Raw genomic sequence first — 12,926 nt, 5'->3', positions numbered from 1 at the left:
TTTATCATAACATCAATTTCCATTTTTTTGCACATGGTGAAATATTCATTTCATATGTTTAAATGTAATTTTTTAATTCGATATTGTAAGTTTTGTCTACTCAATCCTAAAAATTTTGCAGCTTGTGAGATATTACCACTATTCGCTTTAAGAATTTGATTGATGTAGTTCTTTTCCATTTCTTCTATTGTGTGCTTTAAAGTTTTAGGTGCATCGGTATTGTGATCAGTTAGTGAAGACTGCATATTGAATTCTTTTTTTATTCGTTCGCGAAAGCGAGTGGGCATATGAAATGCTGTAATAATATTTTCATCTTCTATTAAGTTCATTGAACCTTCAATGATATGTTCCAACTCCCGTACGTTTCCAGGCCAATCGTATGCATAAAAGAATTCTCGTGTATGTACATCTACATCCGTTACATTGAGACCGAATTGAATATTGTACTTTTCGATAAAGTGATGAACAAGAGCTGGAATATCTTCTTTTCTTTCCCGTAAAGGCGGAAGACATAAAGTAACGACGCTTAAGCGGTAATATAAGTCTTCTCTTAATCGATCGTGTGTAATGGCTTCGAAGGGATCTTCGTTGATAGTTGCTATAATACGAACATCAATCTCTTTTTCTTGTGTACCGCCGATTCTTCGTATTGTTTTTTCTTGTATAGCCCGCAGTAATTTAGCCTGAAGTGTTGGACTTAATGAGTTGATTTCATCTAATAACAAAGTACCTCCGTTTGCTTCTTCAAATAAACCGGGTTTATCTATTGCTCCTGTAAAGGCACCTCGATTCGTACCAAATAATAAGCTTTCCATTAGGGTATCAGGTATTGCAGCACAGTTTTGTGAAATAAACGGTTTTGTTGAACGCTGACTTTCATTATGGATGCTTTGTGCAAATAGTTCTTTACCAGTCCCAGTCTCTCCTACGAGAAGTATGGATGAGGATGTACGAATGACTCTCTTTCCTTCCGCAATGATTGATTGAATGGCTCCAGAATCACCAATTATGTGATCAAAGGTAAATTTAGTATTTTGTTTTCGAGAAGAGCCCATTCTTGTTGTTTGTTTTAAGTGACTCATCTCTTTTGATATTTCAATAGCGCCTTTAATTTTTCCATTTTCTATTATAGGGAAAGTATCATTAATCGTCGTAATCTCTTGCCCTTTATTGTTAAAATACGTTTGTTTTATATTTTTGTTTGTTTTTCCGAGTTTTAATGCCTCTATGAGAGTACTATTTTTATTTTCTTCAAATGCAAATACTTCTAAAGGACTTTTGTGTAGCACATCTAAACGATCCATTGATTCAATTTCCATCATTTTACGGTTATAGATAATTGTTTTACTTTCCTCATTAATGATATGAATCCCGATATCGAGTTCATTGAGTAAAGTTTCATATAGCATATTCATTTCAATAATTTGTTTAAAATTAATTTCTTCTGTCTGCATGTATCATCTTCTCCTCGTTTCACCCTATGAAGACTGACTTTTTATAATTTTATTAAAATTCTTATAAAATCGCAAAATTTTTTTGCTATTTTTCTTTTAAAACTTTTCAAACGATAGAAAAATTTTGCAGTTAGGCAGATTTTTTTGTACAAAACTCTTATTTTATATGCGAATTAGAGGTTGGTACGTATTTTGCATAAATAATATTCAAAATCTCTAGAGGGGAGAAGAGGAATCTTTACAGGATATGTAACGTTCCAGTGTCAATTAATAAGAAGGAGGAGTTTATAAAGTGAAGACGGTTATAGAAGGCGTGTATAGTCCTTGTTACGGAAAAGTAGAGAAGTTATTCGTTACAAAAAGTTCTTACGTATACGAGTGGGAGAAATTAGCGCTCATTGAAACAATAGATAAACAGAAGGTAGAAATTAAGATAGGAATCAGTGGGTATATTGAATCATTAGAAGTAGTAGAGGGACAAGCCATCGCTGATCAAAAATTATTAATAACAGTGAGGGATGACCTTTTAGTAACAGGCAGTGATTAATATAAGTGATATGTATTTTGCTCTTTTAAATCATTATTTTTACTATAAATAATTTTAAAAACGCTTACATTAAATAGGTTTGCAAAGTGAAAAGGGGGGGATTTATATGATAGATCAAAACCAAGGATTAAAAAGGGAATTGAAAAGTAGGCACATATTTATGATTGCACTTGGAGGCGTTATTGGTACGGGTCTTTTTTTAGGATCTGGCTATACAATTCATGAAGCTGGACCTGGAGGAGCGATTGTGGCATATCTTGTCGGAGGATTTGTTATGTACTTAACGATGCTCTGTCTTGGAGAGTTAGCTGTTGCGATGCCTGATGCAGGGTCTTATCAAACGTATGCCACAAAGCACATTTCTCCTGCAGCGGGTTATGTAGTAGGATGGATGTCATGGCTAAACTGGTCCGCTACGATAGGTATTGAATTGATTGCAGTTAGTATTTTAATGAAACGATGGTTTCCTGATGTACCGTCATGGATTTGGTGTGTAGTGTTCGCGGTATTGCTCTTTGCTATTAATGCGTTATCCTCAAGAAGTTTTGCAGAAGTTGAATTTTGGTTTGCCAGTATTAAAGTAATTACAATTATTGCATTTATTATTTTAGGTGGGGCAGCAATGTTTGGTTTTTTAGATATGAAAGGAAATGAACCAGCACCGATGTTCTCTAGCTTTACTGATTACGGTGGACTTTTTCCAAATGGATTATCAGCTATTTTAATTACGATGATTGCTGTTAATTTTTCCTTCCAAGGTACAGAACTAGTGGGAATTGCAGCTGGTGAGAGTGAAAATCCAGAGAAAACGATCCCGAAGGCAATTAATAATACTGTTTGGCGCATACTTGTTTTCTTTGTACTATCTATTTTTATTCTTGCGGGACTATTCCCTTGGCAGCAGGCAGGCGTGATAGAAAGTCCATTTGTGGTTGTATTTGATAAAATTGGTATTCCTTATGCGGCTGATATTATAAATTTCGTTATTATTACAGCGGTATTATCCGTTGCGAATTCAGGACTATATGCAACTTCTCGTATGCTATGGTCTATGTCTAATCAAGGAATGATTAGCCCGATTTTTGGTAAGTTATCTAAAAACGGCGTTCCTATTTATGCATTGATTGTAAGTACGATTGTAGGGTGTCTCTCATTACTATCAGGCATTTATGCGGAAGACACAGTGTATTTATGGCTACTTTCTATCGCTGGATTTGGGGCAATATTAGTTTGGGCATCTATTGCTCTATCTAACTTATTGGCTCGAAGAACATATGTAAAGCAGGGCGGGGATGTTAAGGACTTGAAATTTAAAACACCATTGTATCCATTCGTTCCACTGCTTGCATTAGTATTAAATGTAACGGTAATTGTTGGTATGGCTTTTATTCCAGAACAAAGAATGGCATTGTATTGTGGTATTCCATTTATGATTGTCTGTTTACTATTTTACCGTGCGACAAGAAATAAGGAACGCAAAGTAGAACATATTGAAAAGACAAATACAACAGAAGTAGAAAGTTTATAATATTGAGTAATTTGGAGACTGTAAGATTGTAAACAGTCTCTTTTTTTGTGAAAATAAAGCTGGAAACATACTACGTATGCAAAGGGGAAATTAGTGATGAATCCAGAAGTTTCGCAGTTGCTAAAACAAATAGATGTAAGGAAAGAGGAATTGCTAGAACTTACAAAAACATTAATCCGTTTTGAAACACCTGCACCACCAGCAAGAAATACAAATGAGGCACAAGAATTTGTTGCGGAGTTTTTAAGAAAACGAAATTTTAGTATTGATAAATGGGATGTATATCCGAATGACCCGAACGTTGTTGGGATAAAAAAGGGAATAGAAAGTGAAACACATAAAAGTCTTATTATTAATGGGCATATGGATGTAGCTGAAGTTTCAGCAGATGAAGCGTGGGAAACAAATCCGTTTGAGCCATTTATAAAAGAGGGTTGGTTAGTTGGACGTGGTGCAGCTGATATGAAAGGTGGATTAGCTGGAGCATTATTTGCTATTCAGCTTTTACAAGAAGCCGGAATTGAACTGCCTGGAGATTTAATCTTTCAATCAGTAATTGGGGAAGAAGTTGGAGAAGCTGGCACGCTTCAATGCTGTAAAAGAGGTTACGATGCTGATTTTGCAGTAGTGGTGGATACAAGTGATTTACATATGCAAGGACAGGGGGGCGTAATCACCGGATGGATTACTGTGAAAAGCCCGCAAACATTTCATGATGCAACACGTAGACAAATGATTCATGCCGGCGGACGTTTATTTGGAGCAAGTGCGATTGAAAAAATGATGAAAATTGTGCAAAGCTTACAAGAATTAGAGCGCCACTGGGCAGTTATGAAAACATATGAAGGCTATCCATCTGGAACAACGACAATTAACCCGGCTGTTATTGAAGGAGGACGTCATGCAGCGTTTATTGCGGATGAGTGCCGTTTATGGATAACTGTGCACTTTTATCCAAATGAAACGCATGAACAAATAATAAAAGAAATTGAAGAATATATTGGGAAAGTAGCAGCTGCCGATCCATGGTTAAGTGAAAATCCACCGCAATTTAAGTGGGGCGGAGAATCGATGATTGTAGATCGAGGTGAAATTTTCCCTTCTTTAGAAGTAGATAGTGAGCATGTAGCTGTAAAAACTCTAAGTTCAGTACATGAATCTATTCTATCTAAAAATGCAATTTTAGATATGTCTGCAACGGTAACTGATGGTGGTTGGTTTAGTGAGTTTCATATTCCAGCTGTTATTTACGGACCAGGTACATTAGAAGAGGCTCATTCAATAAATGAGAAAGTTGAAGTGGAACAGTTAATCGAATTTACAAAAGTAATAACAGCATTCATATATGAATGGTGTCATACAGAAAAATAGAATAGTATGTTGAAATCGTAAGGGTATGTATACTTGTACGTTTTTTTATTGAACTATTTCAGAGCTGAATAGAAACAACAGCTGAAATAGTTCTTTATTTTTCTATGTCTTTCGTTTTAGTTCGAGTAACTTCTCTTTCGCTAATTCAACAGCAATTGCATCATCTAAATAGCCAATTGGAAAGAGATAGTCGGGAATAATGTCGGTCGATAAAATGAAATACAGTAATGCGCCTCCAAGAACTGCACGCTCTTCTTTTGAAATGGTTTCATTGCAAAATTGTTGATACATATCTGTTAATTGTTCTATGAAAGGGCCAGCGCTATCAATCTGTTCTAATTTGCTTGCGAAGCTGTCATGAATACGTTTTTCACCTTCTGTTGTTTGTGCATAGCGTTCATAATTTTCAAGTTCTTGTTTTACGCGAGTTGTTGTGTAGTCGAAATCGAATAAGTTAGAGGATTGCAGCGTTTGCTGAATGGTATCAAGAGATGTGTACATATCCGTCTTTTCTTTATTAATGTGAGGAGAATCAGGATACATTGCATCAAATAACAATTGGGGCGGAACTTGCAGACATTCCGCAAATTTTTGTAGATGTTTTTGTTTTGGTGGTTGTTTACCATTCATAATTCTTGAGATTGTTGCGGGATCAATATTTGTAAGCATTCCTAGTTGGCGCATGGATAAGGCACGTTCTTTTAAAAGTTTTTTTATTAATGTGCTAAGCCGCTCATTTGGATTTTCTTTAGGCATAGTGAAGGCACTCCTTTTTTATTGTTGAAAAAATGTTGAGTATTTATTACATGTATATGAAACAGACAGGCACAGTTGCTCAACATTTTCATAATATGCATGGAAAAGTGAAAAAAAGGGGTGACTGTTTATGAGTACAGCAGGTCTATTTTCAATTTTTTTAATCGGGATTGCTTCTAATTTAGATAATGCAGGTGTTGGGATTGCATATGGTATTCGTAAAATCCGAATTTCGTGGTTTAACAATTTTATCATCGCATTTTTTGGTTTTTTATTTACTTTACTAGCTGGATTTTTTGGGAATTGGATCGCGTTATTTATTTCAGAGTTTACAGCAAACCTGATTGGAGCAATCGTTTTAGGCGTAATCGGAGTGTTTATTTTATGTCAGCCGTTCTTGAGTCAAAGGGATGCTGTAGGATCTAAAGATGGTAGTGTACTTATGGGGATTTTACGTGATCCAGAAAAAGCAGATTTTGATGGTTCTAAAACAATTAGCTTTTCTGAAGCTATTGTTTTAGGAGTTGCATTATCTATTAATAATATTGCAGGTGGTTTTGATGCTGGAGTAACAAATTTAAACCTGTGGCTTACAGCAACTATTTCTGGGGTGTTTAGTTTTATTTGTATTAGTGGTTTTGCGTATGTGGGAAAGCGATTTTTAGCAGAATACTTAGGGAAATGGGCGACGATAATTGCAGGGGTGTTATTAATTCTTATTGGGATTGATCAGTTGTTGTAAGGAGAATAGAAAACAAGGTTCGAGTATTTCCTTGGAAATACGGCAAGAGATTGCATATATCGACGTACTTTTCTCCATACTAATACGGATTTCTATTAAAGAAAGGGGGATCTGTATGGGGCGCGGGAAAGCATTTGATCATAAGAAAAAAGGGCATGATCATCAACCACCTAAAGGAGCGTTCATTCATAAAGATGTAAATGAACATACTTTAGAAGAGGAAGAGCTACCAGTAAATATTGAAACGTATAAAAATAGTTTAAAAAAACATTAAAAGCACCTACATAGGTGCTTTTTTAACGTATATCTTCAATTAATTGTTCTGATTCTTCATGCATACTGTATTCGCTTAGCACTTGGATGCAAAGCCATTTTAATTCCTCGATCGTATGCTCAAGTTCTTCAGGAAGCACATGATGAATGTCTTCAAGTCCCATCCCGAAATGAATAAGTTCAAGTACTTGATCATCGATGTTCCGATCCATTAATAGTTCAAGTACTTCTAAATTGAATATGTATCGGTGAGCTTCGTCGAGTGAAACAACTTTTAGCTTTAAGCTTTCTACAATACTCAATATAAAAAGGAGAATTGTTTTTTCGAGAACAGGCTGTTTTCCCATTTGAAATATTAGTTTCATCTTTCACACCTCCACATATAGCGCTAGGTTGTACTATATTATTCAGGAGGGGGGCGTAAATATGCATAATAAAGAGAAACTTTCAGTACTGTTTTTATAAGGTTACTGATGGTCAGTAACAATGAATTTTTCGTAAAAAAAATCCTGCTATATGAGCAGGATAAAGTCTAATTAAAAAATGCTCCAACCTTCTTGAGCAGAAAGAAGTTCAAGAATTTTAAAACCAGCGATACTATTTCCGTTTGCATCTAAAGCCGGTCCGAAAATTCCAATCCCCATTTCGCCTTTTACGCAGCCGAAAATACCACCAGCTACACCGCTTTTTGCAGGGATACCAACACGAATTGCAAATTCACCAGATTCATTGTACATACCACATGTGACCATAAATGTTTTGCAGATTTTTGTAATATGTTTAGGGATAATTTGTTTTTTCTTATATGGATCATATCCATCCATTGCAAAAATTAAGCCAATACGTGCTAAATCGATGCAGTTTACTTCTACTGCACATTGACGAGTATATAAATCCATAAGTTCTTCAATATCACAATCGATAATTCCATTTTGTTTCATATAGTAACAAAGTGAACGGTTTAAATATGCTGTCTCTAATTCTGAATTGGCAACTTTAGAAGAATAATTAATAGTAGGATTATCTGTTATTTCACGTACAAAATGAAGGATGCGCTCCATTTTTTCCTCGTTATCTTTTCCTGCTAACATACTCGTAATAGCTAGTGCCCCTGCATTAATCATTGGATTAAGTGGTTTGGAAGGGCTTGTTGTTTCTAATTTAATAATAGAATTAAATGGGTCACCAGTTGGTTCCATTCCAACTTTAGAAAATACATATTCTTCTCCACGATCTAAAAGTGCGAGTGCAAGTGTAATTACTTTGGAAATACTTTGAAGAGTAAATAGTGTTTGTGAGTTACCAGCATGGATATATTCTGTTTCTTTATGGAAAATGGCAATCCCTAAATCATCTGGATTTGCATTTCCTAGTTCGGGGATGTAAGTAGCAAGCTTTCCTTTTTTTGTATATGGTTTTACTTGTTCTAACAACTGTTGTAAGTTGTTTGTTTCAATGCACTGCATAGTACCAACGCTCCTATTTCGAATTAACTAAGTTTACTTTTCCCGATATGCTCGGAAATAAATAATAACATGAAAAAGTGGAATGATAAAACGAAAGTTACATGTTATATAGCGGGTCTTTCGTTTTGATTATTCTGTATTAAAAAAGGAGAATTTTCCTTTTATATAACAGTTTGGAAATAGGAGATTTATCCATAAAAAATTCAAAAATAAAAACTACACATCTATACAACTATATGTTATTATTGTTATGTAAATAGAAAGCGTTTTCTAAGGCGTACTTATAATGATAACGATTTCATAAATTTGATAGGGGGAATTAAAATGTTGCAGTTTCTACAACGTATTGGTAAAGCATTGATGCTTCCAATCGCCGTACTACCAGCAGCAGGATTATTGCTTCGTTTAGGACAAGATGATGTATTTAACATTCCTGTTATGGCACAGGCCGGTGCAGCAATTTTTGATAATTTAGCACTTATTTTTGCAATTGGTGTTGCAATCGGTTTGTCTATTGACGGTAGTGGAGCAGCTGGACTTGCCGGAGCAATCGGATATCTTGTTTTACAAAATACAACGAATGCTCTAAGTAAGACATATTCAGCAGCAGAGTTAAATGATAAATTAAAAAGTGTTCAAGATTTAGTCGGTTCAGTAGATCCAACTAAATTAGCAGATACAATGACAAAGGTTTCAAAAGCAGCGGCGTTAACGCCGAAAATTAATATGGCCATACTCGGTGGTATTATTGCAGGGGTTGTTGCTGGTTTACTATACAACAAATTCCATAAGATTAAACTACCAGAATGGTTAGGATTCTTTGCAGGAAAACGTTTCGTACCAATCATTACTTCAATCGTAATGCTTCTTTTAGGATTAGTATTCGGTCAAATTTGGCCAACAATTCAAAGTGGTATTGATGCAGTAGCACACGGTATCGTGAACTTAGGTTCAATTGGTGCTGGTTTATTCGGATTATTAAACCGTTTATTAATTCCAATCGGTTTACACCACGTAATGAACACATACTTCTGGTTCGTACTTGGTGACTTTACAAATGCAGCTGGCGATATCGTTCATGGTGATATTGCACGATTCTTTGCAAAAGATCCATCAGCGGGTATGTTTATGACTGGTTTCTTCCCAATCATGATGTTCGGTTTACCAGCAGCATGTTTCGCAATGATTGCAGCTGCTAAACCAGAAAAACGTAAAATGGTTACAGGTATGTTAGGTGGTCTAGCATTAACTTCATTCTTAACTGGTATTACAGAACCAATTGAATTCTCATTCATGTTCTTATCACCAGTATTATATGGTATTCATGCTGTATTAACAGGTCTGTCTCTATTTATTACAACAACTCTTGGCATTCACGATGGTTTCTCATTTAGTGCCGGGGCAATCGATTACTTCTTAAACTTCGGTATTGCAACAAAACCATTGTTACTAGCAGGAATCGGTTTAATTTACGCAGCAATTTACTTTGTAGTATTCTACTTCTTAATTAAGAAGTTTGATCTAAAAACTCCTGGTCGTGAAGATGACGATGAGTTAGCTGAAGATGGAGATGCACCAGTTGCAGGTTCAATTGGTGAAACTTACGTATTAGCTTTAGGCGGAAAAGAAAACTTAACAGTTATTGATAACTGTGCAACACGTCTGCGCTTACAAGTAAAAGATGCTGGTCAAGTAAACGAAGCAGCATTAAAACGTGCGGGTGCAAAAGGTGTTATGAAATTAAGTAATACAAGTGTACAAGTTATCGTAGGTACAAATGTTGAATCTGTTGCCGATGATATGAAAAAACACGTATAAATCGTGAGATGAGAGGATATCCCAAAAGACTGATAACATCAGTTTTTTAGAGGGTATCCTTTTTTTATGTTAAGAATTTAACGGGAATCTTACTTTTGTAAATTTTCTTTTTCTTTTTTGTACATATAGGTTGGTAATCTGTTCAGTGCGTGATAAAGTAGGGATGACATAGAATAGAGTGTCACGAATCTATGAAAAATCTTGTGTAGTGGAATTAAATTATCGGTAAATAAGGGGAAAAAAGCAGTCATGGATCAGGAAAGAAATAATGTGAATGGAAAAGCACGTCGGCCGATTGTATACATAAAAAGAACAATCATTCTCGTCTTACTATTTTCAATTGTATATTTCATGTATACAAAAATTGTTGCGCATAATAAGAAAGAAGCAACTTTAAAAGCTGCAGCAGAAATGAAAAAACAAGAAGATGTAAAAAAGAAAGAAGAAGAAAAAAAGAAGCAAGAAGCACAAAAACAAAAAGAGCAGGAAGAACAAGTGAAGCAAGCGCAAGCTGTGGAACAGCCTGCTGAGGGACCACCTCAAGAAATTAATGAAAACGCTCAATTGGATCAATATTTACAAAATGCAGGATTTAGCGGGACAGCTGTTATTGTGAAGAACGGGAAAGTTCTTTTGAATAAAGGGTATGGTATGGCGAATAAAGAGAAGCAAGTACCGAATAATTCGGAAACAACTTTCTATATTGGTTCTATTTCGAAGGCATTTGTAGCGACTGCTATTATGCAATTAAAAGATCAAAATAAATTAAACGTAGAAGATACGGTTGCAAAGTATATTCCAGATTTCCCGCAAGGTAGTGGTATACAGTTAAAACATTTATTAACACATACATCAGGAATTCCTGAATATGAGCAAGGAACAGAGGATATTTCTCATGAGGAATTAATAAAACGAATAGGAAAGCAAAAGCGTATTGGGAGTCCAGGAGAGAAATGGAAGTATTCCGATTCGAACTATTCGATACTTGCCTACATCGCTGAGAAGGTAAGTGGACAACCGTTAGAAGAATATATTAAACAACATATTTTTGCTACTGCGGGTATGAAACATTCTGGTTTCGGTAAAGAGTTAGAGCAAACAAGGTTCCCATCAACGGGTTATAAAATCGTAAATAACAATATGACAACACCTAATATTCCAAGTATGTCACAACTATATGGTTGTGGTGATATATATACGAGTGCACATGATTTATATTTATTTAATGAAGCGCTATTCTCTGGAAAATTAATTTCGAAAGAGAGTTACGATCAAATGTTTACAGCCGTCAAAAAAGATTACGGATTTGGCTGGTATGTAGATCCAGGAAGTTATTCGAATCACGGTGTAATGCCAGGATGGAATTGCTTAAATGGATTTAGTAAAAACGGAAGTGTTTATGTCGTTTTATTATCTAACATTCAAAACAACATTAAATCGTTTGGTAAAGTGAATAACGACATTTATACGATGTTGCGAAATATTGAAGTGTAAGAGGCTATCCTTTTTGGATAGTCTTTTTTATTGAGGAAGTGTATGTGCAATGAGATAATGAAAAAAATGGAAAAGGGGGAGGGGTATGAGTATACATAAGCATCACGCACGTAATGCGAAACGTATTTTTTTTGTATCTGTCATTGCATGGATTATCGTTGCAATTGGACTAGTGATGGAATATAAAAAAGGGATGCTATTCACTTCGGAGAAAGAAAATTTAAAATTAATAGGTGTTGTACTACCGGCATTTGGATTATTAATATATAGTTTTATAGAAAAACGAAGATCAAAAATGCTCAAACAGGAAATTTATAATAGAGAGACTTCTGAGTTATTTGAGCAACAAAAATTTGTTGTTCGTAAAGAGGTAGGGGTATTTCAAGTAATAACGTACTTTGGATTAGATGGAAATACAGTAGGTTTTTTAAAAGAAGAGTATGATTTTGTTATTCAACGTGTATGGCAAGCTGTACTTTCTTTTCTTTTTAAGGGACTACATAAGCAACAATTTTATTTATATAATCATTCGGGAGAAAGATTGTTGCATGTTCAAAAGAAGACGGGAGTACGCAACTTTTATATTTTTTCGAATGTAGATGGAAAGAAAATTGGAGAGTTGAAACAAGTACTAAGTTTAACAAAGTGGGAATGGATCTTTTTAGGGGTGGATGGTAAAGCATTTGGTAAAGTGACTGGGGATCTTTCAGCAACAATGCAGAAAATAAACTGGCGAGATGGAACACATATTGATGTGAAAGAAGATGGTATTCCGTTAGAAGCTGTTAAGTATTTTTCGGCAAGTGGTGGTTCACTTGTTACAGCCTCTATAAGTGAACAGGCAGAATTACCACGAGCTGTTTATTACAGCGTTTCTGCCATAATTACAATTAAAAATTAAAATATATAAAAAGATAGATGGGATACCATCTATCTTTTTTATGTGATTAGAAAAGATTGTTTCTTTGAAAAATGTATGCCTTACCTATCACAAAAAAAGTCTGCTTTGTATACATTAAGATGTATGGATGTAAATTTTTATACTGTAAAAAATAATAGGAGGAGAAGCATATGTGTCTGTTCAGAAAATATTGGCATAAATTATCCCGATTGTTTAATAGACAATTAAATTATTTTTTAGATGATAAGTTAATGCCTGCTGTGGAACGGCTTTTATTTTCACAAAACTTCGCCAGATTTATTCAAAGAAACTCTAAGCAAGCTACAGAAGAATTTATAAAATCTAGTCAATTTCAATCCATTATTTGTAACATTTTAAAAGAATGTAATACATCACCGTTTAAAGAAATTGCACAGCAGTATTTAGGTAAAAACGTAGAAATTACTGTGACAGTTGGCCAGTTAACTGGTGTAATTGTAGCAGTTGGTGACGATTTTTTAACGCTGCAAGAAGGAATAGGAACTGAAGTTTTATTACCATTTACAAGTATTATATCAATTAAAGAAGTGTAAGGGA

General features: G+C 34.9%; 13 protein-coding genes. 9 read left to right on the top strand and 4 right to left on the bottom strand.

Annotation, left to right across the window (positions count from 1 at the left end; translation table 11 throughout):
- Positions 1 to 50: 50 nt before the first annotated feature.
- Entirely contained in the window at positions 51 to 1,454 is a 1,404-nt protein-coding gene (locus BAQ48_RS06570) for a sigma-54 interaction domain-containing protein (protein ID WP_071710460.1), read from the bottom strand.
- Positions 1,455 to 1,746: 292 nt separating this feature from the next.
- On the opposite strand from BAQ48_RS06570, the gene BAQ48_RS06565 reads away from it, so the two are divergent.
- The 3 genes from BAQ48_RS06565 to BAQ48_RS06555 all read left to right on the top strand — a co-directional run bounded on the left by BAQ48_RS06565 (position 1,747) and on the right by BAQ48_RS06555 (position 4,900).
- Positions 1,747 to 2,001 (top strand): biotin/lipoyl attachment domain-containing protein, encoded by a 255-nt coding sequence (locus tag BAQ48_RS06565; protein WP_071710459.1) that lies wholly within the window; start codon positions 1,747 to 1,749, stop codon positions 1,999 to 2,001.
- 106 nt (positions 2,002 to 2,107) lie between these two features.
- Positions 2,108 to 3,529: an amino acid permease gene (locus tag BAQ48_RS06560; protein ID WP_071710458.1), complete on the top strand. Its 1,422-nt coding sequence runs from the start codon at positions 2,108 to 2,110 to the stop codon at positions 3,527 to 3,529.
- 96 nt (positions 3,530 to 3,625) lie between these two features.
- The gene (locus BAQ48_RS06555) at positions 3,626 to 4,900 is read left to right on the top strand and encodes an acetylornithine deacetylase (RefSeq protein WP_071710457.1); all 1,275 of its coding nucleotides are present in this window, start codon (positions 3,626 to 3,628) and stop codon (positions 4,898 to 4,900) included.
- A gap of 102 nt (positions 4,901 to 5,002) precedes the next feature.
- On the opposite strand, the gene BAQ48_RS06550 is transcribed toward BAQ48_RS06555, so the two are convergent.
- On the bottom strand, positions 5,003 to 5,656 hold the full coding sequence (locus BAQ48_RS06550) for a helix-turn-helix domain-containing protein (RefSeq protein WP_071710456.1): 654 nt from the start codon (positions 5,654 to 5,656) through the stop codon (positions 5,003 to 5,005).
- 130 nt (positions 5,657 to 5,786) lie between these two features.
- On the opposite strand from BAQ48_RS06550, the gene BAQ48_RS06545 reads away from it, so the two are divergent.
- The gene (locus tag BAQ48_RS06545) at positions 5,787 to 6,398 is read left to right on the top strand and encodes a manganese efflux pump (RefSeq protein WP_071710455.1); all 612 of its coding nucleotides are present in this window, start codon (positions 5,787 to 5,789) and stop codon (positions 6,396 to 6,398) included.
- Between the two features lie 115 nt (positions 6,399 to 6,513).
- Positions 6,514 to 6,672 (top strand): hypothetical protein, encoded by a 159-nt coding sequence (locus BAQ48_RS27875; protein ID WP_000532411.1) that lies wholly within the window; start codon positions 6,514 to 6,516, stop codon positions 6,670 to 6,672.
- Positions 6,673 to 6,694: 22 nt separating this feature from the next.
- On the opposite strand, the gene BAQ48_RS06540 is transcribed toward BAQ48_RS27875, so the two are convergent.
- Entirely contained in the window at positions 6,695 to 7,036 is a 342-nt protein-coding gene (locus BAQ48_RS06540; RefSeq protein ID WP_000766603.1) for a DUF3969 family protein, read from the bottom strand.
- A 171-nt stretch (positions 7,037 to 7,207) separates the two neighbouring features.
- Positions 7,208 to 8,137, bottom strand: a complete 930-nt coding sequence (gene glsA / locus BAQ48_RS06535) for a glutaminase A (RefSeq protein ID WP_001149853.1) — start codon at positions 8,135 to 8,137, stop codon at positions 7,208 to 7,210.
- A 324-nt stretch (positions 8,138 to 8,461) separates the two neighbouring features.
- Here glsA and nagE point away from each other — a divergent pair, with 324 nt between their 5' ends.
- The 4 genes from nagE to BAQ48_RS06515 all read left to right on the top strand — a co-directional run bounded on the left by nagE (position 8,462) and on the right by BAQ48_RS06515 (position 12,922).
- Positions 8,462 to 9,955, top strand: a complete 1,494-nt coding sequence (gene nagE / locus BAQ48_RS06530) for an N-acetylglucosamine-specific PTS transporter subunit IIBC (protein WP_071710454.1) — start codon at positions 8,462 to 8,464, stop codon at positions 9,953 to 9,955.
- A gap of 249 nt (positions 9,956 to 10,204) precedes the next feature.
- Positions 10,205 to 11,449, top strand: a complete 1,245-nt coding sequence (locus BAQ48_RS06525) for a serine hydrolase domain-containing protein (RefSeq protein ID WP_071710453.1) — start codon at positions 10,205 to 10,207, stop codon at positions 11,447 to 11,449.
- A gap of 85 nt (positions 11,450 to 11,534) precedes the next feature.
- The gene (locus BAQ48_RS06520) at positions 11,535 to 12,350 is read left to right on the top strand and encodes a sugar ABC transporter ATP-binding protein (RefSeq protein ID WP_071710452.1); all 816 of its coding nucleotides are present in this window, start codon (positions 11,535 to 11,537) and stop codon (positions 12,348 to 12,350) included.
- Between the two features lie 170 nt (positions 12,351 to 12,520).
- Positions 12,521 to 12,922: an LSm family protein gene (locus BAQ48_RS06515; protein ID WP_071710451.1), complete on the top strand. Its 402-nt coding sequence runs from the start codon at positions 12,521 to 12,523 to the stop codon at positions 12,920 to 12,922.
- The last annotated feature ends 4 nt before the right edge of the window (positions 12,923 to 12,926 follow it).

It is taken from the genome of Bacillus luti, from assembly GCF_001884105.1.
In the GTDB taxonomy this organism is placed as follows: domain Bacteria; phylum Bacillota; class Bacilli; order Bacillales; family Bacillaceae_G; genus Bacillus_A; species Bacillus_A luti.
The sequence above is the reverse complement of the archived record's forward strand: the minus strand, read 5'-3'. Positions and strand labels throughout refer to the sequence as shown.

Excerpts from the sequence above, each read along its gene's own strand:
- BAQ48_RS06540 (WP_000766603.1), bottom strand. The coding sequence starts at position 7,036 with ATGAAACTAATATTTCAAATGGGAAAACAGCCTGTTCTCGAAAAAACA.
- BAQ48_RS06550 (WP_071710456.1), bottom strand. The coding sequence starts at position 5,656 with ATGCCTAAAGAAAATCCAAATGAGCGGCTTAGCACATTAATAAAAAAA.
- BAQ48_RS06570 (WP_071710460.1), bottom strand. The coding sequence starts at position 1,454 with ATGCAGACAGAAGAAATTAATTTTAAACAAATTATTGAAATGAATATG.
- BAQ48_RS06525 (WP_071710453.1), top strand. The coding sequence starts at position 10,205 with ATGGATCAGGAAAGAAATAATGTGAATGGAAAAGCACGTCGGCCGATT.
- glsA (WP_001149853.1), bottom strand. The coding sequence starts at position 8,137 with ATGCAGTGCATTGAAACAAACAACTTACAACAGTTGTTAGAACAAGTA.
- BAQ48_RS06515 (WP_071710451.1), top strand. The coding sequence starts at position 12,521 with ATGTGTCTGTTCAGAAAATATTGGCATAAATTATCCCGATTGTTTAAT.
- nagE (WP_071710454.1), top strand. The coding sequence starts at position 8,462 with ATGTTGCAGTTTCTACAACGTATTGGTAAAGCATTGATGCTTCCAATC.
- BAQ48_RS06520 (WP_071710452.1), top strand. The coding sequence starts at position 11,535 with ATGAGTATACATAAGCATCACGCACGTAATGCGAAACGTATTTTTTTT.
- BAQ48_RS27875 (WP_000532411.1), top strand. The coding sequence starts at position 6,514 with ATGGGGCGCGGGAAAGCATTTGATCATAAGAAAAAAGGGCATGATCAT.
- BAQ48_RS06560 (WP_071710458.1), top strand. The coding sequence starts at position 2,108 with ATGATAGATCAAAACCAAGGATTAAAAAGGGAATTGAAAAGTAGGCAC.
- BAQ48_RS06555 (WP_071710457.1), top strand. The coding sequence starts at position 3,626 with ATGAATCCAGAAGTTTCGCAGTTGCTAAAACAAATAGATGTAAGGAAA.
- BAQ48_RS06545 (WP_071710455.1), top strand. The coding sequence starts at position 5,787 with ATGAGTACAGCAGGTCTATTTTCAATTTTTTTAATCGGGATTGCTTCT.